Source organism: Corynebacterium sp. ED61, from assembly GCF_015233855.1.
GTDB classification, from domain to species: Bacteria; Actinomycetota; Actinomycetes; order Mycobacteriales; family Mycobacteriaceae; genus Corynebacterium; species Corynebacterium dentalis.
Genome location: NZ_JADGIT010000003.1, coordinates 271819 through 295818, shown reverse-complemented (window position 1 = coordinate 295818; position 24000 = coordinate 271819). Strand labels below are relative to the sequence as shown.

Here is a 24000-nt window from a genome sequence, read left to right as displayed (position 1 = left end):
GGAGAACTTAAACAAACAAGGAACGCATGAAAGGGGTGGAATCGACGGTCGAGCGCATCACGGTACCGCCGTGATCCGTGGGGTACCAGTGGACTTCCACGCGGTTGTTGCGGTTACCGCCAACAAACTGGTTGAGCCACATTTCCGAGTTGAGGATGATGCCGATGGGGCTAGGAACATCGATGTCCGTGATGCCGTGACCGAGGAAAACCGGGCGGTCGTAGCCGCGGGTGGGGGTTTGCATGTAGTCGCGTAGCGCCTGCTCGAGACCCGGCAAACTGCGCAGCGGCTTGTTGAATGCGCGAGCCAGGTTCACCCCATCCATAGACTGCGCGAGCTGCCCGTAGCAGGACTGCTCTGCGGTGGCGACCATCTGTTTGCCCTCGTCCGTCAGCACAGAATCGATGTCAATATCCGGGCGGGCTTCCCGGAATGCGCCCAGGATGTAGAGCGCGTACACGGTGAGCCCCTCGGGCAGAGGAACCGGTGGGAACGTGGGGCCGCCTGCGAGCACGATCTCCTCGATGTAGGCGGGAGCGCCCGTGGCGACGGTTCCGCGGAAGTCTAGACCGGCCGCTTGGCTGCGTTCGGTGGCCTGCAGGGCAACGTGCAGCGCGGCACCGCCACCCTGGGATTGGCCGATGACCGACCACTGCCTGGACAGCTGGGTACCGTCGGGCAGGTTCTGCGCGGCGATCACTGAATCGATGACATTGGCGCCCGTGACCTTGCCGTTGAGGTAGCTGTGCAGGCCGGGGGAGCCCAGCCCTGCATAGTCCGAGGCGACGATCGCATAGCCCTGATTCAACCAATGGCTCAAGTACTGCGAATCTCGCTCTGAGCGCGGGTTAATGCTCGGCGCGCACTGGGTGCCCAGGCCGGTGGTTCCGTGCGCCCACGCCAGCACGGGAAAGCCGCCCTCGGGGGCTGGTCCCTCAGGTAGGAAAATGGCGGCAGTGGAGGTGGCGGCCTGGCCGTGCTGGTCGATTGTCGTATACGCAAAGCGCTGCTGGGTAGCGGCTGCGGGCAGACCAACTGAAGGATCCAGAGGAACCTCCGCGTGGACAGTGCCGGGAGTCAGTTGATCTGCGGTAGGTGCGGCAACTGGCAGGCCACTATCAACGGTGGAATTGGCGTGTGGAGGCAGCGGCTTCGGCGATGTTCCCAACTGCACCGCAGATTCCGGAGTGATATCCGCAATCGAGCCAAACACCTGCGAAGATTGCGCCGTAGCGACCGGGGTGCCGATGGCCGTGATTCCAGCTGCTAGCAGCGAGGAAGCGCACAGTGAAGCGGCCACTCGGCGACGAAGCGTGCGGGCAGGAGCGTGATAAGCAGGGCGAGCGGACGAGAGCATGGGACCTCCAAAAAGTTTCCTTAAGGAAAGTTTATGGAGGAAGGCTGCGACGTGTCAGCGAAACGAGAATTTTGAGCCCTGGCGAATCAACCCGGCGAAACCGTCTAGCGAAACCGCCTGGCCAGCTCAGCATTCAATCAACGCGAAGCCTCAGCCAACGCCTGCAGAATTGCAATCGCGCCCTGCTTGAACAGAGGATCGTTGCCATTGCCACACTTCGGTGACTGAATGCAGCTGGGACAACCGGCCTCGCACTCGCACTGTTCCACCGTCTCCGCAGTGGCCTCCATCCATCGTCCAAAGTTCAGAAAACCCTGCTCGGCAAAGCCCGCGCCACCCATGTAACCGTCGTAGACAAACACCGTGGGCAGTCCCGTATCCCCATGCAGCACCGTGGATACACCACCGATATCCCACCGGTCACAGGTGGCAAGCAGCGGTAACAGTCCAATCGCCGCGTGCTCCGCAGCGTGCAGCGCGCCGGGCCACGTCGGCTCCGGCAACCCCAGATCCAGCAGCACATCCGGTTCCATCGTGTAGGCCACCGCGCGCGTGCGCAGCTGCTCAGGTGGGTAATCCAACGGGACGGTTTCCAACACTTCGCCGCCCGGCAGGCGCTTGGTATACGAATGCACCGTGTGGGACACCTCCACGTCCACATCCGCCAGCCACACGCCGTCCATGACCTCGTGTGTGCCTCGCGTCCGTCGCACCTCGATGTCCGTATCGCGGCGCACCCGAGTGGTGTACGGCGGCATCTCGGGGTGCACCCAGGCAACGGATTCGCCCAGGTCCAGCTCGTCCACCACATACGTCTCGCCCTGATGCACGTATACGGCCCCGGTGTGGACTTCGCTGATTGCTCGCGAGGAGTCCACGGTTCCAAGCAAGCGTCCGTCGTCCTTATCCACGATCGCCACGTGAGAGGCGGCCCCGCCTCGGATGCTCACCCGGGAATGCACCTGCTGGGCCACGCCCAAATCAGCGAAGATGCCCCGTGGACGCTGCTTCAGCGACCCACGGCGCAGCAAGTACTCGGCCACGGAACGCCCGCTCCAGGCATCAATCTCGGCACTGGACAGTGGCTTTTCCGCCGCCGCACACACCAAATGATCAGCCAAGATATATGGATTCGCGGGATCGAACACCGTGTTTTCCACCGGCTTGTCCAGCAGCGCCTCCGGGTGGCGAATCAAGTAGGTATCCATGGGATCATCGGCCCCCACCATCACCACCAGTGCGCCCTGACCTCGGCGGCCAGCGCGCCCTGCCTGCTGACGGAAGCTTGCGATAGTGCCCGGGAATCCGCTGACCACCACGGCATCCAATCCGCCTACGTCGATGCCCAGCTCCAGAGCGTTGGTGCTGGCCATCCCCAGCAATGCGCCGTCGTCCAGCCGCTTTTCCAACGCTCGGCGGTCCTCCGGGGTATAGCCGGCCCGGTATGCCGCGATCCGCTGCGCATCGTGCGGCCTGCCCATCACGCTGAGCTGCTCGGCCGCGCCCATCGCGATGGTTTCCGCGCCGCGTCGCGTCCGCGCAAACGTCAGGGTGCGCGCGCCCGTGGCGATAATCCGCCCCATCACCTCGGAGGCTTCGGTGGTGGCGGCCCTCCGCACGGGCGCGCCGTGCTCGCCGGTGACGTCGGGCAAGAAGCCTGGTTCCCATAGGGCGATGGTCCGCTGTCCCATGGGCGAGCCGTCTTCCGTCACAGCGCGCACGCTTTTCCTCCCCGTCAATCGCTGAGCATGCGCGGCGGGATCCACACTGGTCGCGGAGGCCAGAATCACCACAGGCGGCTCCGCAGCTAGGCGCAGTAGCCGCCGCAACACCATGGACACGTGCGCGCCAAAAACCCCGCGGTAAACGTGGCACTCGTCAATCACCACGTACTTCAGCGTCCGCAGCAGCCGCGTCCACGAGCCGGAGTTGCCCAGGATTGACGCGTGCACCATATCCGGGTTCGTCACCACGATTCGCGCTTGTTCGCGGATGACCCTCCGCGCTTCAGCGGGGGTATCACCGTCATAGGTTGCGACCATGACATCTTTCAGCGCGTCTACCCCCGCGCACATCTGCGCGATCGCGGTGCGCTGGTCTTGCGCGAGCGCCTTCGTAGGCGAGAGGTACAGGGCGGTGGCCGTGTTCCCACCGTGGGCCAGTTCGCTGAGGATGGGTAGCTGGTAACCCAGGCTCTTTCCCGACGCCGTGCCTGTCGAAACGATCACATCTTCGCCCGCATGCGCATGCTCCGCGGTGCGCGCTTGATGTGCCCACAGGCTGGTCAGGCCTTGTTCCGCTAGGTGGCTGACCAGCTCCGGATGTGCCCAGTCCGGCCAGGGAGTGGTGACCGAATGCCGGGGTGGTTCGTGCCGAATATGGGTCACGCTGCTGCGCGGCATGGTGGCCGCGAGCTCTGTGATGAGCTCTTCACCCAGGCTGACACGCCGCCCAGAGCCTGGCGCGGGGGAGGGCGCAGAGCTAGCGGCAGGCGAGCCGTCTTCGGGGAGGTCAGCAGCGGAAGTCATCGCAAGTATTGGAGCATACTCGGGCGAAAGACAGCCCCCAATCGTGTTCGGCGGGGTGGGCTATTTTTGGGTATCTCTCGTCATTTGGGGTTGGTTCGTGGCACACTGGTGACTGGTCGCAATTTCCAACGTGCGTTTCCAGTCGGGCCCACTTGCTTCATTTTTTTAGCTGGTGGAGGCTTCGCCATTACGGGGACCTCTTTTGAAATACACCAGTAGTGTGGTGAAAAAGTCGCTGCACGAACCAAGATTTAAGGAAGTAAGAATATGGCACAGGGAACTGTGAAGTGGTTCAACGCTGAAAAGGGCTTTGGTTTCATCGCTCCAGACGACGGATCCAACGATGTCTTCGTTCACTACTCTGAGATCAAGGGCAACGGTTTCCGTTCCCTCGAGGAGAACCAGAAGGTTGAGTTCGAGATCGGCGAGTCCGATAAGGGCCTGCAGGCTCAGAACGTCATCGCTATCTAAGAGTGCTGACTAGAAGGCGGTGAATTCACCGCCTCGCACGCTTTAAAAAACCACCGCGAAAGCGCCCTTCAACAGGTACTTCCCGGTGGTTTTTGCATGTGCGGCACACGGTGCGAGGTTGGCGTCGAAACAAAACAACAGATCGAGGGCAACGAGGGGCCTTACGGTGCCCCCAACTCTCCGTTTAACGCAGCCGGTCTGTAGGAATTATGTAGAGTCTCCACACATTGGTGATATAAACCAGATTGTCGAGAAAAGGTCGCACAAGCGCGCCTGCGGTACACCGCAACTATGACTGACAAGAATCAAGGAAGAGTGATCAACTCCGATGGCAAAAAGCGACGTCAAGCGTTTGGTGATCGTGGAGTCCGCGACCAAAGCGCGAAAGATCGCTCCTTATTTGGGCCCCAACTACATTGTTGAGGCTTCTGTCGGACATATCCGCGACCTTCCTCGAGGCGCCGCAGACGTGCCAGCTAAGTACAAGAAAGAGCCATGGGCGCGCCTCGGCGTGAACGTGGACGAGGACTTCGCGCCGCTGTACGTGGTCAGCCCGGACAAGAAAAAGAAGGTCTCTGACCTCAAGTCCAAGCTCAAGGAAGTCGACGAGCTCTACTTGGCAACAGACCCCGACCGCGAAGGTGAGGCCATTGCCTGGCACCTGCTCGAGGTGCTCAAGCCCAAGGTTCCCGTGCGCCGCATGGTCTTCCACGAGATCACCAAGCCCGCCATCCTGGCCGCAGCGGAGGACACCCGCGAGTTGGACCAGGACCTGGTGGATGCGCAGGAAGCCCGTCGCGTGCTGGACCGCCTGTACGGCTACGAGGTTTCGCCCGTACTGTGGAAGAAGGTCATGCCACGCCTGTCCGCCGGACGTGTGCAGTCCGTGGCCACCCGCGTGATCGTGGAGCGCGAGCGCGAGCGCATGGCGTTCGTCTCCGCCGAATACTGGGATCTAGCTGCGGAGATGTACGCGCCGGATAGCCAGCCGGACAAGTTCTCTACGAAGTTGGCTGCCATCGACGGCAAGAAGGTCGCGCAAGGTCGCGATTTCTCTGACGCCGGCGAGCTGGTGGGCTCGGCGATCGTGCTGGACAAGCAGCGCGCCGAGCACTTGGCCGACGGTCTGATCGGCACCAGCATGAAGGTCACCGGGGTTGAGGAAAAGCCGTACACGCGCCGCCCTTACCCGCCGTTTATGACCTCCACGCTGCAGCAGGAAGCCGGCCGCAAGCTGCGCTTTACCTCTGAGCGCACCATGCGCATCGCGCAGCGTTTGTACGAAAACGGCCACATTACTTATATGCGTACGGACTCCACGACCTTGTCCGACGCAGGCATCAAGGCCGCCCGCGCTCAAGCCAAGGAGCTCTACGGAGCGCAGTTCGTGGCGGATGCGCCACGTCAGTACACCCGCAAGGTGAAGAACTCCCAGGAGGCCCACGAGGCCATCCGCCCTGCTGGAGAGCAATTCTCCACCCCAGGACAGCTGTCCAACCAGCTGGACGCTGAGGAGTTCAAGCTCTACGAGCTGATCTGGCAGCGCACGGTGGCCTCCCAGATGGCTGATGCTCGCGGAACGTCCATGAAGCTGACCGTCACGGGAATGGCCTCCAGCGGCGAGACCTGTGATTTCACCGCCACCGGCCGCACCGTGACCTTCCAGGGCTTCCTGAAGGCCTACGTGGAGGTCTCTGCCACCGCCGATGGCAAGAATGTTGCAGATAACGCGGAAAAGCGCCTGCCAGTGCTGACAGAGGGCGACGAGCTCTCTGCCGTGGACGTCACCGCGGACGGCCACACCACCAACCCACCGGCCCGCTTCAACGAGGCCAGCCTGGTCAAGCGCATGGAGGAGCTGGGTATTGGCCGCCCGTCTACCTACGCCTCGATCATCCGCACCATCCAGGACCGCGGCTACGTCTACGCCCGCGGCAACGCGCTGGTTCCTTCGTGGGTGGCCTTCGCGGTGGTTGGTCTGCTGGAGCAGAACTTCGGCTCGCTGGTGGACTATGACTTCACCTCCGCCATGGAAGATGAGCTGGACCGCATCGCTGCGGGCGAGGAAAGCCGTGGCCAGTGGCTCAAGGGCTTCTACTTCGGCGATGACCTGCCAGGTTCTGCGGAAAAGTCCAACGATGGCAAGCAGGTCCACCGCCTGGGTGGCCTGAGGAACATCGTCGGCCAGAATCTGGAGCAGATCGACGCGCGCCGCGTGAACTCCCTGCACCTGTTCGACGACGAAAACGGCGTGCCGATTGTGGTCCGGGTGGGTCGTTATGGCCCGTATCTGGAGCGCATTCTTCCTCTTCCTTCCGACGCCAAGCCCGATGCCGAGCCTGAAGTTCAGCGTGCCAACCTGCCCGAGTCTATGACGCCCGACGAGCTCAACCTGGAGGTTGCGGAGAAGCTGTTCGCTACTCCTCAATCCGGCCGCGAACTGGGCGTTAATCCCGATTCCGGGCGCACCATCGTGGCCCGCGAGGGACGCTTTGGCCCGTACGTCACCGAGCAGCTGGGTGAGGACGAGGAAGCCAAGGCCGCGGCGAAGGCCGAGGCCGTGTGGGAGGCCGAGCGCGACGAGCAGGACGCGGAGCGTGCCAAGGAAGGCAAGAAGCCGCTGAGCCGGGAGACCAAGACGGCACAGAACCAGAAGGCCAAGCGGGTCAAGGAGATCGTCGATGAGACGCTCAAGCCAAAGACCGCCAGCCTGTTTGCGTCCATGGAGCCCGCCTCGGTGACCCTCGAGGAAGCACTGAAGCTGATGAGCTTGCCGCGCGAAGTGGGCGAGGACCCTTCCGACGGAGAGATGATCACGGCGCAGAATGGCCGCTATGGTCCGTACCTGAAGAAGGGCAGCGACTCTCGTTCCCTGAACAGCGAAGAGCAGATCTTCGATATCACCTTGGACGAGGCGCGCCGTATTTACGCGGAGCCGAAGCGCCGTGGACGGGCGGCTGCCAAGCCGCCACTGAAGCAGTTGGGTGATAACGACGTTTCCGGCAAGCCGATGAGCGTCAAGGACGGTCGCTTTGGTCCATACGTCACGGACGGCACCACCAATGCGTCGTTGCGCAAGGGCGATACCCCGGAGACCTTGACGGATTCGCGCGCCAACGAGCTGCTGTCTGAGCGGCGGGCGAAGGAAGCGGCAGACGGTGACGGTGCGGCGAAGTCTAACCGGAAGGCGTCGAAGAAGACCACGAAGTCCACCGCGAAGAAGACCACGAAGAAGGCTTCTAAGAAGGCCTCGAAAAAGGCCAGCAACCGCAACCTGACCAAGCGCACGGTGAAGGCGACGAAGCGCTCCTAGGAGCTGTGAGGCATCAGCTCGGGTTGGCTTCCGAAGTGATCGCGGAGATCGTCGATGATGGGGAAGGAAGCCAACACCAGCAGGACCGTGGCCGCGGGGATCACGGTGTAATAGCCGATCAATAGTGCTGCGGCCATGCCACAGATCCCGCCGAAGAAAAAGGCTAGGACAATCAAGGTGTGCAGCCGCATCTGCGGCTTGTTGTGCACCACCGGATCAGGGTCGCCGGGCTTGTTGCGGTAGAAGAACTTGCCAATTTCAATGCCGAGATCTGTGACCATGCCAGTGACGTGCGTGGTGCGGATCTGGGAGCCGGTGATCTTGGTGATCACGGCGTTTTGCAAGCCCATGGTCCAGCACAGCACCGCCAGCACGGACCAGCCGAGACCCTAGTCCCTGATTTTCTCCGCCATAAAGCCCACCAGCAGCATGGCTAGGGCCTCGATGACCAGGATGATGGCGAAGCGACTCGGCAGATTGCGGCGGCGCCCCCAGTTGAAGATGATCGAGCACATGGCTGCGCCCGTCATGAAGGAAAAGATTCCCATCGCCGCCAAGAATACGATTGTGAACTCGCCGAGTGCCAGCTGATCGGCCAGGGTGGCGGTCAGTCCCGTCATGTGCGAGGAGTACATCGCCACGGCCAAAAAGCCCACAGAGTTGAGGATGCCGGCGATGAATGCCAAACCTGCGGCCAGGCTGGTGTTGTTTTCTCGCGTGCGCTCAGGGCCGGCGATATGACGCAGGTGGGTAAAGGCTCTGTGGCGGAGAGTGGACATGCAGATACCGTAGCAATGCCGCCGGAGAGCCGCTGAAGGGGTGAAACTTCTTCCGGTAAAGCGGTTAAATAGGGCTAGGAGCCCTCAGCCTCCGCGAGAGTCTTGCGCACGGGGCGGGCGATCTGGGTCATCTGGCGGCGTCCACGCAACTCCACGGACTTCAGCATGGCCCAACGGGCTTGCTCGGCCTCGTTGGCCTGCTTCACGGTCGCAGCACTGGTGAGCACGCGGCCCGGGGTCTTTTTGGCCAAGTCGGTCAGGCGCGCTGCCTGGTTTACCGCGTCCCCGATCACCGTGTATTCAAAGCGGTCGCGGGCGCCGATGTGACCGGCCACCACAGAGCCAGCTGCCACGCCAATGCCCGCCTCGAACTCCAGGTCCTTGAGCTCCTCGTGCAATTCGCGCGCTGCGGCAAGGGCGTGCCCGGCAACGTCATCCAAGGGCAGCGGAGCGCCAAACACAGCCAGCGCTGCATCGCCCTCAAACTTGTTGATGATGCCCTTGTTCCGGTGCACACCCTCCACCACGCGGTCGAAGAACTCATTGAGCGCCTTGACCACGTACTCAGGATCGCGCTCCGTGGCGAAGCCGGTGGAACCAATCACGTCCACAAACAGCACCGCCACATAGCGGGACTCGCCACCTAGCTCGGGCTTTTCCTCCAGCGCCCGCTGCGCCACCTCCGTGCCCACGTAGCGGCCGAACAGGTCAGAGACGCGCTGGCGCTCCCGCAGCCCGCGCATCATCTCGTTGAAACCGGCCTGCAGAACGCCGATCTCGGAGGAGTCATAGATCCGCACGGTCGTATCGTTCTCGCCACGGCGCACCCGATTGATGGCGTATTGCAGCTCGCGGATGGGATCCACCACCGCCATGGAAAACAGCCGCGTGCCCGCATACCCGGTCAGCAACATCGTTAGAGCCAGGGCGGTCAGCGCGGGAATTAAGGAGTTGGCGTCGCCAGGAAAAAAATCCACAGACTCCGCAAACAGCAACAACAAAATACCCACAACAGGCACCGCAGAGGTCAGGATCCACGTCACTAGCAGGCGGCGGGACATGGGTGTCAGATGCGAATGCCCCGGCGCCCCACGCTGCAGGGCGCGCGCAGCCACAGGACGCACCAGGCGCTCGGCCTCCATGTACGTCATCAGGCACACCAGCAGGCCGCCCATCAGCGCAGTCACGCCCACAGCCACCGCCCACCGGGTGGAATCCTGCAGCGCGACCAGCGTAAAGACCACCACACCGATGCTCCACAACACGGCGCCGGTCACCGTCTGCAACGCAGGAATGCGCAGCACCAGATCCCGCACCATGTTGGGGTCATAGGCTTTCGGCGAGCGCTGCCATCGCAGCACCGGCGCGAAGAAAATGAGTGTGGCGGTGATGCCCGCGATGATCGCGAACAAGAAGTAGCCCAAATACAGAGCTGCCGTGATGGTGTCCGGGTTGGTCAGCGCCTGCGCTTCGTCGAGAGGAATCAAAAAGCGCAAGAACGTGGCCACGCCCAGCGCACCGATCACGTTGGTGGTCAGAACCGACGCTGCGTACAAGGGCCAAGCGGTCTTGCCGGCCCATGCGAGGTAGCGGAGGAACTGAGTCATGCATAACAGCCTAACTGAGCGCTGTCTGCGGGGTATATAGACTGATGAGTTGTGAATGAAACAGCGCCTCGTACTCCGAAGGTCCTCCGGCAGGTCACCGCAGAATCGGTGCGTGCCGCGTTGCTTGCCGCGGTGGAAGACCCCACGGCTATGACTCATTCGTGGCTGTTTACCGGGCCTCCTGGGTCTGGGCGTTCCGTGGCAGCCAAGGCGTTTGCCACCGCTTTGATGTGCCCAAACGGAGGTTGTGGGGAGTGTGAGCAGTGTCGGAGCGCTGCAGCCGGTTCCCATCCGGACATTTTGTGGGTCTCCACCACGGGATCGGTGATTCCGGTGCACGAGGTCCGCGAGGTGGTGCTGGAGGCGGCTAAGTTGCCGGGCGTGGCGCAGTGGCGTGTGGTGGTCATCGAGGATGCGGATCGCCTCAACGAGTCTGGTGCGAACGCCCTGTTGAAGTCCGTGGAGGAGCCGCCGCGGCACACCGTGTTTCTGCTGTGTACCCCGTCCACGGATCCTTCCGATATCGCGATTACTTTGCGGTCTCGTTGCCGTCATATCTACGTGCCCACGCCCTCCCGGCAAGAGGTGGAGCGGGTTCTTCTTTCCGACGCCACCCTGGGCCTATCCGCCGAACAAGCTTCCTGGGCTGCTGGCGTGTCCGGCGGGCATATTGGGCGGGCGCGCCGGTTAGCGCAAGACGAGACCTCGCGGTCGAAGCGCGCCACGGCGCTGAAGCTTCCGCAGATGGTTTACGAGCCTGGTGCTGTGTACCGCTTTACTGCGGAGCTGGTGGCGCAGGCTACCGCCGAGGCAGCATCCTCGATGACCGAGCGGGACGAGCGCGAACTGGCGGAGCTGGAGGCATCCCTGGGCATGGGGTCGAAGGGCCGGGGAGTGGCGAAGGCGCAGCGCGGAGCGGCCGGGCAGGTCAAGGCCTTGGAGAAAGAGCAGGATGCGCGACGCAAGCGCATGATGCGGGACAGCCTGGACTTGGCGTTGATCGACGTAGCGGGGCTGTATCGGGACGCGATGATGATCTCTGCCGGGGCTGTGGATGGTGACGGTGTGCCCATCGGCGGATTCCAGCACCCGGACATGGCCGCGACCTCACGCGAGTTAGCGCGGAGGAACTCGGGCGAGGCCATGGTGCGCTGCATTGATGCGGTGACGGAGTGCCGGGAGACATTGAAGCTGAACGTGCGGCCGGAAGTGGCGCTGGATGCCATGGCAGGACGGCTGCGGGAGTGTTGCGGAGTGGTGTGAGCGGCTGGTTATTCGCTGCGCTCGGTGCGTTCGGTGCGCTCATCGGTCTGAATGAGCTCCTTGCCGATCACGCCTTCTAGAAGTTCCGGCTCCATGGGAGTGCCTTCACGGATGACGGAGAGGTTTCCCGTGGGCTCCAGAATCACGCATTTGGCCTGGCTGAGCCGGGCGAGGCCCGCCCTGCGCGCCGCGGTGATGATCTCTACGCGGGTGATGTGCGCTTTGTGCATGGCATTGGGAATGAGCTCGCCGTGGGCAACTAACACGATGGGATAGCCCGTGAGCGTGTGTCGCAGCATGCGGAGATGTTGAACGGAACCGAATGCAGCTTCCATACACATCAGTGTGAATAGACCGATCGCTCCAGCGGCCAGCGTAGGAGGGTGGCCGATGATCACACGGCCCGCCACGGCGCCGAACATGATGATGACCACCGCATCGAAGCTGGCCAATTTCCCCAAGATGCGCGGGCCGAAGAAGCGGACGAACACCAGGAAAGCCAGGTAGATGCCCATGGCGGAAAGGATGACGATGGGGATTCGCCAGAGCTCTATCCCCAAAGCCTCAGTGAGGGCATGCGCCCAACCTTCCGGCGGGGTCCAGGCTGAGCGTGCAAACATGACTACCAGTATCCGTGCCCAGTGGCCCTTTAGTCCAATGCAGGTAAGGGCCTGTTTTGTGAGTGGACGGGCGGGTCGAGTAACATAGCCGCTTGTATCTCGGGTACCCGTGATGCGCGCCGCTTTAGCTCAGTCGGCAGAGCGTTTCACTCGTAATGAAAAGGTCGCGAGTTCGATTCTCGCAAGCGGCTCCGTGTGGCGTTTAATTCGCAGAAAAGAAGTTCACCTCCATCCGGATGTAATCGGGTGGAGGTTTTTCCTTTGGGCGTAATGTTTTATCTGTTCCTTGCGCGGACACCTGTACGCGCGCAGTGTGAGGAGATGAACGCCGGTGCTGTGGCGTGGTAAAACAACGTGGCTTGTGGCTCTCAGTGCCGTATTGATGTGGCTGTTTCAGGTGGAAAGTTACGCCCCGAACAACCGCGTGTGGGGAGCGCGCCCGCCACTAGATTTCGACATTTATTACCAGGCTGGGCAGGAAATTATCGCAGGTCGGGAGCTCTACGATGCTCCCTTTATCGGTAATCTCCCCTTCACATACCCACCATTTTCTGCTGCGGTATTTTCCTTCCTCACGCGCTGGCCGCTGGTGACTGCCGCAACCGTGTGGCAGCTTTTGAGCGTGCTGGCTCTGCTTGCCGTGGTCTTTGCCGTTTTCGCCGAGCGGAAGGTGGAATTTTCTGTTCCAGTGGTGGCGATTGGAACGGGCATCGCGTTTGCGTCGATCACACTCGATCCCATCAAGGGGACCTTCTATTACGGTCAGATCAACCTCTTCCTGATGCTGTTGGTGACCCTCGACCTGCTCCCCGCCAAGCACCGTGGGCGGGTGTGGGTGTGGGTGTGGCAGCTGGACTGAAGCTCACACCGGCGTTTTTCGGTCTGAATTTCCTGTTGGAGCGCAATTGGCGCGCATTGATCGTGAGCGTGTTGACGTTCATCGGCACGGTGATTGTGGGGTTTATCTATGTGCCCGACGCCAAGAGATTCTGGACCGACTCTGTCTTTCATTCCGAGCGCATTGGCGCGGAAAGCAATCCGGGAGATCAGTCCATCAAGGCTGTGTTGTTCAGGGAACTCGGCGGTGGCTCGAATGGGCTGTGGCTGTGTGCTGTTGGGATTGTTGTTTTCTTTTGCGTGGTGGGAGTGCGGCGCAGTCTGCAACAGGGGAACAAGTCCTTTGCCATGGCTTTGTCCGGACTCACGGCAGTGCTAATTTCCCCGTTTTCGTGGTTCCACCATTGGGTGTGGCTGGTTCCACTGTGCGTGTGCGTTGCATGTTTCATCAACGAGAAATGGGAGAAGCTGCGGGTCAAGCAGGGCTGGGACGGCGTGGGGGGATGGCTGTTTTCACAGTTGGGAGCGCTGCTGGCGGTGGGTTTCATCGGAGTAACGATGATCCCGTTCTACAGCAAATACGTAATGGCCTCGTTTGGTTGGGCACATCCTAATCGCTCGGACATCTTCCTGTGGAGGCAGAGCTTCATCTTGGAGGGGGTGGCAATTGTTGTGGGGTACGGGCTGTTTGCTCTCGTGATGATGATCGTTTCTTGGCATAGGAAAGAACAACGGGATGAAACAGAAGACCGCGAGTTTTCAACCGCGAAGTGAGCAACTTTTGAACGATCTTCCAAGTACAGAAGTGAACTTTAGGTGAATTTAATCTGGCAGTTTCCTGTCATTTGTATCCGGAATTAGCTGCAAAGCTGCAAAGAAAGCATAAAAACGCAGGGTTGCAATCGGAGAAAAATGTAGGTGGAGCGCATTTTGTGAGATTAGGCACCTAAGGGGGTAACTGCCAACGAATGGGTAAATAATGCCCATTTCATTTACTGAATTTGTGACTTGAGCAGGGAGGATTCGTAGGCTCGAGATCACCGCGTTGTTGAGATGCAGGGCTTGAATTAAAGCGCAACTCTCAGGTGACGACGGCCAACAAACGACTCTCCCGCAGAAAGGGGATTTAGCATGACTACTCAGAACAACATTCGCGACCTCTTCAACACCACCGCTTTTGACAGCAACGGTGAGAAGCTGGGCGACGTTCGAGAAGTTTTCGTCGATGACCACTCCGGTCAGCCAACCTTCGTAGAGGTCAAGCACGGCCTCTTCGGAATGTCCTCCAGCCTGGTTCCTCTGAAGGGACACCGTCTTCAGGGCGAAGACCTGCAGCTGGCGTTCTCGAAGGACCGTATCAAGGATGCTCCGGACGTCAATGCTGACGAGGGCCTGACTCCTGAAGAGCAGAATCGCATCTTCGAGCACTACGGTATCGCCGGTGCTCAGGACCAGAACGAGTACGTCGCTGACGACCGTCGCGATGAGCGTCACGCTGGAACCACTGAGGCTGCGGGCGTGGCTGGTACCACCGCCGCTGCCGATCGCGACCGTGCAGACCTGGACCGCGATCGCGTTGAGACTGACCGCGACCGCGCCGACCTGGATCGTGACCGCGTAGAGACGGACCGCGCTGCAGATGACAACTCCATCGTGCGTTCCGAAGAGCAGCTCGACGTAGAGAAGGAGCAGGTTCAGACCGGCAAGGCTCGTCTGCGCAAGTACGTCGTCGAGGACAAGGAGACCGTCGAGGTTCCTGTCACTCGCGAAGAGGTCCGCGTGGAGCGCACCCCTATCTCTGAAGCAGATGCAGAGAACTTCCGCGGCGAAATCGGCGAGGACGAGGCATCCGTCGTTCTGAACGAAGAGCGCGTGGACGTCAACAAGCGCACCGTTCCAGTGGAGAAGGTTTCCCTCGAGAAGGACCAGGTCACCGAGACCGAGCGCCACACCGAGACCCTTGCCAAGGAGCAGATCGAGACCGACGCAGACATCGATAGCGATCGTCGCTAGATCTCGAAGATCTTTAGGAATTCGCTAGGCACAGTAAAAGCCACTGACCAGAAGTTTGGTCGGTGGCTTTTCGCTGTGTGAACCCCGCAGGATCCGCTAGGTTTTAGCGCGTGGGGTAGAGACCAGTTGGATCTTCCGTGTAGGCCACAGCGTTCACACCGTTGGGGTAAGTGACCTTGGCGATGACTATCACGTTAGGTGAGCTGGCTCCTCGGTATGCGTCGCCGGTCTTGAGGAAGCTGCAGTTTCCGATCGTCTCGCTGTAGCGCAACGTGCCAAGCTCAAAATATGCCTTGCCTGGTTATTGGGTGTAGCACTCCTGTTCGGTGTAACGACCGTGGAATGCGCCCGCCCCTGCGGTGCCAGCTCCGGCAACGGACAGGGAGACGGCGGTCAGTGCGGCAGCCCCGAAAGCTTCTGCGCGCTTAAGGTTTCGCGACAATCTGCCACTAGATGTCTCAACAACCGATATTCTGGTTCACATGGTTGACTACCCGCATCTGCTCGAGCCGCTAGATCTCGGCTTCACCACTCTGAAAAACCGCGTGATCATGGGATCCATGCACACCGGGTTGGAAGATAGCCTGCACTATGTGGAAGATCAGGCAGCATTCTTTGCCGCCCGAGCTTCTGCTGGCCTGATGATTACGGGTGGTTATTCACCTTCGTTCAGCGGTGTCGTGAAGCCTTTTGGTTCAACGATGACCAACAAGCGCCAGGCACGCGCCCACCGCGTCATCACTGATGCAGTGCACGAAAAGGGCGGAAAGATCGCTCTCCAGTTGCTGCACACTGGTCGTTACGCATACGCACCGTGGAACGTCGCGCCTTCGGCTATCCAGGCCCCCATCAACCCATTCAAGCCACGCGAGCTGTCCGAAAAGGCCATTGAGCGGGAGATTTCCAAGTACGCCAAATCTGCCAAGCTGGCTCAAGAGGCTGGCTATGACGGAGTGGAGATCATGGGCTCCGAGGGCTACCTGATCAATCAGTTCCTCGCACCGCGCACCAACAAGCGCACTGACAAGTGGGGCGGCACCCCGGAAAACCGCCGCCGTTTCGCCCGCGAGGTGGTCAAGGCCGTCCGTGATGCTGTGGGCGAAAACTTCATCATCGTGTTCCGTCTGTCCATGATCGACCTCGTTCCCGAAGGCCAGACTCCGGAGGAAATCCTGGCTCTCGCCGGTGAAGTGCAGGACGCTGGCGCCACCATCATCAACACCGGAATCGGCTGGCATGAGGCTCGCGTTCCCACTATCGTTACCAGCGTTCCCCGCGCAGCTTTCGCGGAATTCACCGCCGAAGTGCGCAAGAGCGTGAATATCCCCGTGGTGGCGTCGAACCGAATCAACGACCCGCAGACGGGCGAGGACTTGATCGCCAACGACAAGGCCGACCTCATTTCGATGGCGCGTCCGTTCCTTGCAGACCCGGACTTCGTCACAAAGGCCGTCGAAGGGCGCGCGGATGCTATCAATACCTGCATCGCCTGCAACCAGGCATGTCTGGATCACACGTTTGAAAACAAGCGAGCGTCCTGTTTGGTCAACCCGCGTGCGTGCCATGAGCGTTCGTTGGTGTTGTTGCCTTCTCCTTCCCGACGCCGCGTCGCCGTAGTAGGAGCTGGTCCCGCAGGCCTAGCCGCTGCTGTCTCTGCAGGTGAGCGCAACTTCGACGTGACGTTGTTTGAGTCCCAAGATCACATTGGTGGACAGTTTGCGTTGGCCATGGAGATCCCCGGCAAGGAGGAATTCCGCCAGACCATCCGCTACTTCAAGACCCGCATCGAAGAGCTCGGCATCAAGCTGGAGCTCAATACCCGAGCCGACGTGGATGCGCTGCGCGGGTTTGAGGAGGTCATCATTGCCACGGGCGTGGCACCACGTGTGCCAGGCATCGAGGGCATTGAGCATGACAAGGTGGTGACCTACGCGCAGCTGCTCAGCGGAGAAAAGACTGCCGGTGACAAGGTGGCGGTGATCGGCGCGGGCGGAATTGGTGTGGACGTTTCGGAGTTCCTGGCCTACGACAAGTCGCCCACGCTGGACCTTGAAGAATGGCAGCGGGAATGGGGCGTGGACGGTGACAAGCGCGGTGGCGTGACCAAGCCTGAGGTGGATAAGGCTCGCCGGGAGATTCACCTGATGCAGCGCAAGACCTCCCACATTGGCCGCGGCCTGAACAAGACCACCGGCTGGGTGCACCGCGCGTCCATCAAGGCCAAGGGCGTGAATCAGTGGACGGGCGTGACCTACGACAAGATCGACGATGCCGGCCTGCACATCACTCACCAGGGCGAAAGCAAGGTGCTGGACGTGGACACCATCGTGCTGTGCACGGGTCAGGAATCTGTTCGTACCTTGTTCGACCAGGTCCAGGCCGCAGGTATTGAAGCCCGCATTGTGGGCGGTGCCGATGTGGCCGCAGAGCTCGACGCCAAGCGCGCCATCCGCCAAGCTACTGAAGCCGTTGCTGCGCTAGAGCCACAGGACGGGGCTCCCACGCCGGAGTCACTGCCGTGGCACCTGAAGTTGCAGAAGGAGCTCACGGCCCGGGCGATGGGCTAGGCGCCTCACCTGCCCTGGCCGAGTTCCTTTTAGGCGCGTGGGATGGCAATCCACGCGACGATGTAGAAAATGAACTGAGGCCCGGGCAGCAAGCAGGAAAGCACAAACAGCAGACGCATCATGTTGGGGGACAGGCCGGTGAAATCTGCCAAGCCGGAGCAGACTCCGGCGATCCACCGGTTGTGGGTGTTGCGGCGGAGCTTTCCGCGCGGGGCGGGGGACTGGGAAGCGTAGTAGTTGGTCATGGGGTGTCTCCTTCTCGTTGGGGAGGTTTCTGCGTTGAGTGCTGCGATACTTCCTCAACGCTAGGCCGATTGAGGCAAAGAAGAACCCTGAAAAGCAACATTCAGGGTGCTTTTCAGGGTTCTTCCTATTTAGAGAAGCGGAGGCCTAGGCCTTAAGCGGAACCTGCTGGCCGACGCTCGCACAGAGGAACCATCTCGTCGTAGTCCTCCAGCAGCATCGTGTCGCGCATCAGGGAAGGAACGCCGAAGGCATCCACCAGCGTCTGCGACCATGGACCCAGAGAATCCACGAGGTCGTTCAGCGCTGCGCGGGCTGCCTTGGTGCGGGTGCCCGTGAGCATGTTCTGCTCCAGGTACCAGGAGGCGTTCTCCAGCAGGGTGGACAGGAAGTACACGTCGCGGATCTGCTCGAAGACCTTCGCGCCCTGCTTGGTGCGCAGGTGAGATTCGCCGTCCAGGATGGCCTCGAAGACGATGCGATCCACGTGCGCCTCGGCAACAGCCAGCAGGTGATCCTGGGCTTGATCCACAACCTTGGCAGCTTCTTCCACGGACAGATCACGGGCCTGGCGCAGGCGACGAGCTAGGGACATCATGAGGTTGTCCTCGCGCTCAGAGAGCAGCTTGACCTGGTATGCGGGGTCGAACAGGGAAGTCTCTTCGGAGTTGGTGAAGGTGTCCTGCAGGTTCTGGATGAGCTTGTCCGCAGCGGTACGGCGGCGCAGCAGGGAGCTGAAGCTGTCCAGACCGAACATCACCATTTCCATTGGCTTGAGGCCGCCGAGCTCACGGGCGAAGCCCGTCATGAGCTCCTTGGCAGCCAGCTGCATCATGACGATGTTGTCACCCTCGAAGGTGGTGAAGACGTCAGAGTCGCCCTTGAGCGTGGTCAAGTAGTTCTCTGCCATGTAGCCGGCGCCACCGCAGGCCTCGCGCATGTCCTGGATAGTGTCCGTGGCATGGCGGGTGTTTGCGGCCTTCAGAGCAGCGGCGTGAGCCTCGAGCTCGCGCTGGTCAGCCTGCTCCTTGTCACTCATGTTGGTTGGGTCGATACCCAACTGATCCAGCTCGTGAACGCGAGAGATCAGCTTGTTCGTCGCCAGCTGCAAACCGTAGGACTTCGCGATTGCTGGGATCAAGCGCAGGCGGTGCTTGCGGTGTTCGATGAGCTTATTTTCTGGTAAAGAATCGTCAGACGCGAACTGGCGACGCAGGTTGGCGTAGGTCGTGGCGATGTCCAGTGCGGTGCGAGCGGCGGATCCGGCAGCAGCACCCACGGTCACGCGACCACGAACCAGTGCGCCCAGCATGGTGAAGAAGCGACGGTTCGAGTTCTCGATAGGAGAGGAGTAGTTGCCCTCTTCATCCACATCGGCGAAGCGGTTCAGCAGAGCCTCGTGAGGCACGCGGTAGTTATCGAACATCATGGTGCCGTTATCCACACCGGCCAGGCCACCCTTGAAGCCGTGGTCGCCAATGCGCACGCCCTCTACGGGGGATCCGTCGTCTTCTCGGATACGGGCCAGGATGCAGTGCACGCCCTTAGATTCCTCGGAATCCTTGGTGTAGAGCTGGCAGAACACGGCTGCCCAACGGCCATCGCGAGCAGCGTTGCCGATGTAGAACTTCTCAGAGGAGGCCGTAGGGGAGTTCAGGATGAACTCCTTGGTCTCTGGGTCGTAATGAGCGGTGGTCTCCAAAGACTGCACGTCGGAGCCGTGTCCGCGCTCGGTCATGGCGAAACAGCCGAGGGCATCCAAGTTCATCAGGTCGGTCACCATCTGCTGGTGACGCTCGGTGCCGAGGTTGCCCACGGCGCCACCGAACAGTCCCCACTGCACGCCGGCCTTGACCATCAGGGAGAGGTCAACGTGACCCAGCATCTCGATGGAGGTCAGGGAAGGGCCGGTTTCTCCGGTGCCACCCTGCTCTTCCTTAAAGACTCCGCGAGGCAGGCCGGACTCCATGACTTGTTGGAGCTTGCCGGTGATGTTGGCGCGAGACTCTTCCAGAGACAAGCCGAAGGAGGGGAGCATCTCCTCGACGTTGAGCATCTCGCGAATCTTGTCGCGAGTCTCGGGGAATTCGCCGTCGAGAACGAACTGGAAGTCACGGGCAACTTCCTTAGCCAGATCAGGATCTGGAGTGTTCGACAGCGTTTCTGGAGCAGGCGTTCCCTTGGAAGTTTCAGCAGTAGTCTGCGTTACATCAGAGTTTTCTTGTGACATATACCCCATGTTATCCACATGTGCACCCTAAAGCACGGAAGCTATAGAAACTTAATACTGTCTAGATTGCATGTCGTGGCAAAGGTCTACTATGTCCCTCATGCCTAGAGTGGACAATTCCTGGAAGCTAGTTGCCTTTGCCGTGGTGGCCGTTGCCTGGGGCGGCAACGAGTTCACTCCCATGATGGTGTTCTACCGTGGAGAGTCCACGTTCTCTCCGGTGTTCGTCGATTCGTTGTTGGCTTCCTACGCCGTGGGCATCGCGGTATCCCTGCTGCTGGCCGGTCCGCTCTCGGACCGTTATGGGCGCAAGGTGGTCATGCTGCCCGCGCCCATCGTGGGTTTGCTGGCTAGCGTGCTGATCGCCCTGGGTGAGGCCAGCGAGCCGTTGATTTTCGCGGGTCGCGTGCTTTCAGGCATTTCTATCGGCATGGCCATGACTGCTGGTGGCTCCTGGATCAAGGAGTTGTCCACGCCGGCTTTTGATTCTTCTGTCCAGGAAGGTTCAGGTGCCAAGCGTTCCACCATGTCCATGACTGGCGGTTTTGCTCTAGGCGCGCTGATCGCCGGGTTGCTGGCAGAATGGGGTCCTCATCCTGGCCAGATTCCTTATGTGGTGCACGCACTGGTTTCGGTGGCGGCGGTGATTGGCATGCTGACCGTGCCGGAGACTCGCCAGTCCGCGCATCTGCGGGTCAAGGGCTCTTTCTGGAGCGATCTGCGCATCCCGAGCGTGAAGAATCCGCGTTTCCTGTTGGCAGTGATTCCTGCCGCGCCGTGGGTCTTCGGTTGTGCGGGAGTGTCTTACGCCATCATGCCGAGCTTGGTGCAGGACGATGTCAGCTTCCCCATTGCGTTTTCCGCGATCGTCACGGCCGTGGCCCTCATGCTGGGCTTTACGATCCAGCAGTTCAATCATCTGCTGGACAATGCGTACAGCGCCAAGGGCCAACAGGTGGGCTTGGTTCTGACCATCGTGGGCATGACGTTGGCCACGTGGACCGCCACCGATGTGGTCATGTGGAAGGTCGTGCTGAGCTCGCTGATTCTGGGCCTGGGCTTTGGTATGTGCATGGTTTCTTGTCTCGGCGAGGTGCAGCACATTGCCGGTCCCAATGACCTCGGTGGACTAACCGCCGTCTACTACGCGGTGACCTACATCGGCTTTTTCTTTCCGATGATTCTCACTCGCCTCAACGAGTGGTTCACGTACCCGATGATGTTGGGATTCGGCGCGGTGATGGCCGTGATTTCTTTGGTGGTGGTCACGGTGTTTTCTCGCCGTTTCCTGCCGGCTCCCAGCGCCTAGATGTGGTTTTCTTTCCGACGCCCACTCGCCCACAACACGCTCATCTGCACCGCCACACCGATCAAGGGTCCAATACCCAAGCCCAGTGCTGAGCGCACCTCTGGTGAACCATTCACGGTCAACAGAGCCACGGTGGCGCACGTGGCCACGATCCAGCCCATGACGTAAAGCGTGTGCTTGTCCGAGGACAGAGCCGCCGAACCGCTGATCATTAGCAGGGCAGTAGAGCCTGATGCCACAGTCAGAATCGCCAGGGCCCCAGGGGATACCACCAGATCTGCGGGGAAGAACAGGTTCATCAGAGGCTGGCCCACCAGGTATGCGGCCACGCCACCAATAAGCGCGATAGCCACCACAGCCAACATCGGAAGCGTAGCTGCACGAACCACTCGATCGCGGTTCTTCGTGAAGTGCACAATCAGTGCTGGTTGGAAGCGTTGCATCGGCACTAGGATCGGTGCACGAGTCAGCGTGACCGCAGTGATGGTTGCGGCCAAAGCCCCAGCGGCGATGTCCGCGCCCGCAGTGAACTTCAGCAACACCGGGAAACCGGTGATGATCATCGCGTTGGCCCCGCTGGCGATCATGGCCTTGAGGCTGCGATTAATAAAAGAGCCAGCAGTGACGTCGGCACGATCAGAAAGCAAAGAACGGGTGGCGGGCGAGACGAAAAGAATGGCCAGCCACGTGAGCGCGCCGATCACCGTAACGATGAGAAACGACAGCAGTTCCCATCCCACCATCCATGCCCAGACGGCCAGAGCCAGGCGGATCACCGAGTCAATGGTGATCAGCCACGCGAACGTGGACCACTTGTGCGCGGCGGAAATCAGCCCACACACGGTGGCCTGGAAGGCATAGGCCACCAGCCCCAACACAAACAGGACAGCGCCCCATACCTCTAAGTCCGGGCTGACCACAGGAGCCCACCACGGTGCGGAAGCAGCGGCGAGCAGGCCGGTGACGAGTGCAAAAACGGACGTCAGACGAAAAGGAATCGCGTGAATCCGCTTATGGCTTGTGGGGTTCGTCCGTTGCGCCGTGACGGCTCGCGCGGTTTCTTGAAGCAAGCCGTCCAGCAGCCCCGTTACCGCGAAGAACAGACCCCAATAGACCATGAACGCTTCATAGTCAGAGGCTGAGAGCCCCCGAGCCGCCACCAAAATCACCGCATAGCCCGCGAGGGCAACGGCGATCGTGGCAAAGGTCAAAGAGCGCATGGCAAAAGTGGTGTACTACGAGGTGCTACTCGTCATCCACGCTGGTACCCGCGGGGAGAGCGGCAAAGTCAGCGTCGGTGAGATTCAGAGGCGCAGCTTCGGCAGAACCGTTGGTCTGCACGTCGGGGGAAGGCAGCGGGAAATCGGGGAGTTCATAGGCCCGGAGCCAGGCGTCGAAGAAAGCACTCGTACGCTCCGAGGCCTCCTCGGCGGAGGCACACAAACGATGCTCCACCAGCACGCTGGCCACCAGATTCTCCAGATCGCGCGTTTCCACCAAGCCCATCTTGTGCTCGGTGGTCCAGCGCTCGACCAGAGGGAAGAAGGCCTTATCGCCCAGCATCATGCGCAACGCATGCACCGTCAACGCGCCGCGCTTGTACACGCGGTCATCGAACATATCCGCAGTGCCAGGGTCCGCGAGCAGGAGATCCTGCGGCTTCTGCAGCAGCTTGCGATAGTGCACCCACGCGTGATGAGCCGCCGGGATCTGCTGCGAATGCTCAAACCAGAGCCACTCCGCATAACAAGCAAAGCCTTCGTTGAGCCAAATATCGCGCCATTCCACCAGGCCCACAGAGTTGCCGAACCACTGGTGGGACAACTCGTGGGCGATCAATCGCTCCCACGTGCCGTTGCCATCCGCGTGGTTGCAACCGAACATACTCATGGCCTGGGCCTCCAGAGGGATTTCCATCTCCTCGGAGGTCACCACCACCTCGTAGGCGGGGAAGGGATAGGCGCCGAACATCTGGCTATACGCCTCGACCATCTCCGACTGCGCGCGGAAATCATGGTGGAAACGCTCGCGAACCTGCTTTGCCTCCGGGGTTCCCGAAGGCAACCAAGCGCCCACCGGAACCTCCTTACGACCCACGGTGGCGGGGCGGAGATCCTCGTGCGTAAAAGGGCCGATGTAGACCGCTGCCAGATAAGTGGACATGGGGTAGTCCACCACGAACTCGCGTGTGATCTTGACACCTGACGCCTTTTCGCTGACTAGATCGCCCGTGGCCACGGCGGTGACATCACGATGCGTGGTGATGCGGGTGCGGTAACGAGCCTTTTCATCCGGAGTGTCATCGCAGGGGAACCAGCTGGGAGCGCCATTGGGTTGGCCAGCGACGAGGGCGCCTTCGTCCGTTTCTTCCCATCCCACTTCGCCCCATGGGGAGCGCAGAGGACGGGGATTGCCGGAGTACTTCACGGTCAGATCGAAGACTAGATCCGCAGGAAGCTCGTTGACGAAGGTCACGTGCAGCTTGTTGCCACTGTGGCGGTAGCGGCGGATTTCCAGCAGTTCGGGCTGGGTGGAGGCTTGTCCGTGCCCGGTCAGGGTCACGCGAGATACGCGCAGGCTGCTGGCCAGATCCACGGTCAGAGTCTTTAGCTCGCGGTAGTTCTCAATGGCTAGCACGGCGGTGGCATTGAGGTGGTTGGGACCGGCGTTGTAATCCAGATCCAAGTCATACGAGTGGATATGGAATCCCAAGTTGTAGTCCACGCCCGTGTACGGGTCGCGAGCTCCATCGATCGGGGTACTGCGCAACGGCCTTGATTTACTCACACATGCACCCTACTAGCTGGGCATACGCAAAGGGGAATAACCTGCCAATTGGCGGTTATTCCCCTTTGTGATGGAA

16 protein-coding genes, 1 tRNA gene and 2 pseudogenes are annotated in these 24000 nt (G+C 60.7%); 8 read left to right on the top strand and 11 right to left on the bottom strand.

The features are described 5' to 3' along the window. Nucleotides 1-7: 7 nt before the first annotated feature. Nucleotides 8-1357 (bottom strand): lipase family protein, encoded by a 1350-nt coding sequence (locus tag IM764_RS05105; RefSeq protein WP_194187130.1) that lies wholly within the window; start codon nucleotides 1355-1357, stop codon nucleotides 8-10. A gap of 137 nt (nucleotides 1358-1494) precedes the next feature. Beyond that, nucleotides 1495-3885 (bottom strand): DEAD/DEAH box helicase, encoded by a 2391-nt coding sequence (locus IM764_RS05100; RefSeq protein WP_228073340.1) that lies wholly within the window; start codon nucleotides 3883-3885, stop codon nucleotides 1495-1497. 267 nt (nucleotides 3886-4152) lie between these two features. On the opposite strand from IM764_RS05100, the gene IM764_RS05095 reads away from it, so the two are divergent. Continuing rightward, nucleotides 4153-4356, top strand: coding sequence for a cold-shock protein (locus IM764_RS05095; protein ID WP_099298411.1), 204 nt, complete (start codon nucleotides 4153-4155; stop codon nucleotides 4354-4356). Between the two features lie 328 nt (nucleotides 4357-4684). Further along, a complete protein-coding gene (gene topA, locus IM764_RS05090; protein ID WP_194187129.1) occupies nucleotides 4685-7669 on the top strand; it encodes a type I DNA topoisomerase in 2985 nt (994 codons plus the stop codon). On the opposite strand, the pseudogene IM764_RS10350 reads toward topA, so the two are convergent. Both IM764_RS10350 and IM764_RS05075 read right to left on the bottom strand, forming a co-directional pair. Continuing rightward, a pseudogene (locus tag IM764_RS10350) lies at nucleotides 7666-8448 on the bottom strand (YoaK family protein). The gene topA and the pseudogene IM764_RS10350 sit on opposite strands and share 4 nt — an antisense overlap. Before the next feature lie 74 nt (nucleotides 8449-8522). Next, nucleotides 8523-10055, bottom strand: coding sequence for an adenylate/guanylate cyclase domain-containing protein (locus IM764_RS05075; protein ID WP_194187126.1), 1533 nt, complete (start codon nucleotides 10053-10055; stop codon nucleotides 8523-8525). A 51-nt stretch (nucleotides 10056-10106) separates the two neighbouring features. Between IM764_RS05075 and IM764_RS05070 the strand changes: the two genes are divergently transcribed. Next, the gene (locus tag IM764_RS05070) at nucleotides 10107-11318 is read left to right on the top strand and encodes a DNA polymerase III subunit delta' (protein WP_234990822.1); all 1212 of its coding nucleotides are present in this window, start codon (nucleotides 10107-10109) and stop codon (nucleotides 11316-11318) included. 8 nt (nucleotides 11319-11326) lie between these two features. Here the strand turns inward: IM764_RS05070 and IM764_RS05065 are convergent, their stop codons facing one another. Continuing rightward, entirely contained in the window at nucleotides 11327-11938 is a 612-nt protein-coding gene (locus IM764_RS05065) for a DUF421 domain-containing protein (RefSeq protein ID WP_194187125.1), read from the bottom strand. 118 nt (nucleotides 11939-12056) lie between these two features. Between IM764_RS05065 and IM764_RS05060 the strand changes: the two genes are divergently transcribed. From IM764_RS05060 to IM764_RS05045, 3 genes and pseudogenes are all read left to right on the top strand, one after another. Continuing rightward, nucleotides 12057-12129 (top strand) — tRNA-Thr (locus tag IM764_RS05060). A gap of 191 nt (nucleotides 12130-12320) precedes the next feature. Next, nucleotides 12321-13549 (top strand): annotated as a pseudogene (locus tag IM764_RS10540) (glycosyltransferase 87 family protein). Nucleotides 13550-13906: 357 nt separating this feature from the next. After that, entirely contained in the window at nucleotides 13907-14788 is an 882-nt protein-coding gene (locus IM764_RS05045; protein WP_194187122.1) for a PRC and DUF2382 domain-containing protein, read from the top strand. 103 nt (nucleotides 14789-14891) lie between these two features. Here the strand turns inward: IM764_RS05045 and IM764_RS05040 are convergent, their stop codons facing one another. Both IM764_RS05040 and IM764_RS05035 read right to left on the bottom strand, forming a co-directional pair. Further along, nucleotides 14892-15059 carry a hypothetical protein gene (locus tag IM764_RS05040; protein ID WP_194187121.1) on the bottom strand — a complete coding sequence of 56 codons (168 nt, stop codon included), beginning with the start codon at nucleotides 15057-15059 and terminating at the stop codon, nucleotides 14892-14894. Nucleotides 15060-15089: 30 nt separating this feature from the next. Next, nucleotides 15090-15230 (bottom strand): hypothetical protein, encoded by a 141-nt coding sequence (locus IM764_RS05035; RefSeq protein ID WP_194187120.1) that lies wholly within the window; start codon nucleotides 15228-15230, stop codon nucleotides 15090-15092. Between the two features lie 40 nt (nucleotides 15231-15270). Here IM764_RS05035 and IM764_RS05030 point away from each other — a divergent pair, with 40 nt between their 5' ends. Beyond that, entirely contained in the window at nucleotides 15271-17355 is a 2085-nt protein-coding gene (locus IM764_RS05030) for an NADPH-dependent 2,4-dienoyl-CoA reductase (RefSeq protein ID WP_194187119.1), read from the top strand. 29 nt (nucleotides 17356-17384) lie between these two features. Here IM764_RS05030 and IM764_RS05025 read toward each other — a convergent pair whose 3' ends face one another. Further along, entirely contained in the window at nucleotides 17385-17600 is a 216-nt protein-coding gene (locus IM764_RS05025) for a PspC domain-containing protein (RefSeq protein WP_099298384.1), read from the bottom strand. Nucleotides 17601-17752: 152 nt separating this feature from the next. Further along, on the bottom strand, nucleotides 17753-19828 hold the full coding sequence (locus IM764_RS05020; protein ID WP_099298383.1) for an acyl-CoA dehydrogenase family protein: 2076 nt from the start codon (nucleotides 19826-19828) through the stop codon (nucleotides 17753-17755). A gap of 100 nt (nucleotides 19829-19928) precedes the next feature. On the opposite strand from IM764_RS05020, the gene IM764_RS05015 reads away from it, so the two are divergent. Then, nucleotides 19929-21137, top strand: coding sequence for an MFS transporter (locus tag IM764_RS05015; RefSeq protein ID WP_228073339.1), 1209 nt, complete (start codon nucleotides 19929-19931; stop codon nucleotides 21135-21137). Here the strand turns inward: IM764_RS05015 and IM764_RS05010 are convergent. After that, complete coding sequence (locus IM764_RS05010; protein WP_194187117.1) at nucleotides 21134-22357, bottom strand: hypothetical protein; 1224 nt, start codon at nucleotides 22355-22357, stop codon at nucleotides 21134-21136. The two genes, IM764_RS05015 and IM764_RS05010, sit on opposite strands and share 4 nt — an antisense overlap. 25 nt (nucleotides 22358-22382) lie before the next feature. Beyond that, on the bottom strand, nucleotides 22383-23924 hold the full coding sequence (locus IM764_RS05005; RefSeq protein ID WP_194187116.1) for a M1 family metallopeptidase: 1542 nt from the start codon (nucleotides 23922-23924) through the stop codon (nucleotides 22383-22385). Nucleotides 23925-24000 lie beyond the last annotated feature (76 nt).

What these genes read in the sequence shown, in the direction of transcription:
- IM764_RS05105 (WP_194187130.1), bottom strand. Translation starts at nt 1,357, where the DNA reads ATGCTCTCGTCCGCTCGCCCTGCTTATCACGCTCCTGCCCGCACGCTT.
- IM764_RS05100 (WP_228073340.1), bottom strand. Translation starts at nt 3,885, where the DNA reads ATGACTTCCGCTGCTGACCTCCCCGAAGACGGCTCGCCTGCCGCTAGC.
- IM764_RS05095 (WP_099298411.1), top strand. Translation starts at nt 4,153, where the DNA reads ATGGCACAGGGAACTGTGAAGTGGTTCAACGCTGAAAAGGGCTTTGGT.
- topA (WP_194187129.1), top strand. Translation starts at nt 4,685, where the DNA reads ATGGCAAAAAGCGACGTCAAGCGTTTGGTGATCGTGGAGTCCGCGACC.
- IM764_RS05075 (WP_194187126.1), bottom strand. Translation starts at nt 10,055, where the DNA reads ATGACTCAGTTCCTCCGCTACCTCGCATGGGCCGGCAAGACCGCTTGG.
- IM764_RS05065 (WP_194187125.1), bottom strand. Translation starts at nt 11,938, where the DNA reads ATGTTTGCACGCTCAGCCTGGACCCCGCCGGAAGGTTGGGCGCATGCC.
- IM764_RS05045 (WP_194187122.1), top strand. Translation starts at nt 13,907, where the DNA reads ATGACTACTCAGAACAACATTCGCGACCTCTTCAACACCACCGCTTTT.
- IM764_RS05030 (WP_194187119.1), top strand. Translation starts at nt 15,271, where the DNA reads ATGGTTGACTACCCGCATCTGCTCGAGCCGCTAGATCTCGGCTTCACC.
- IM764_RS05025 (WP_099298384.1), bottom strand. Translation starts at nt 17,600, where the DNA reads ATGACCAACTACTACGCTTCCCAGTCCCCCGCCCCGCGCGGAAAGCTC.
- IM764_RS05020 (WP_099298383.1), bottom strand. Translation starts at nt 19,828, where the DNA reads ATGTCACAAGAAAACTCTGATGTAACGCAGACTACTGCTGAAACTTCC.
- IM764_RS05015 (WP_228073339.1), top strand. Translation starts at nt 19,929, where the DNA reads ATGCCTAGAGTGGACAATTCCTGGAAGCTAGTTGCCTTTGCCGTGGTG.
- IM764_RS05010 (WP_194187117.1), bottom strand. Translation starts at nt 22,357, where the DNA reads ATGCGCTCTTTGACCTTTGCCACGATCGCCGTTGCCCTCGCGGGCTAT.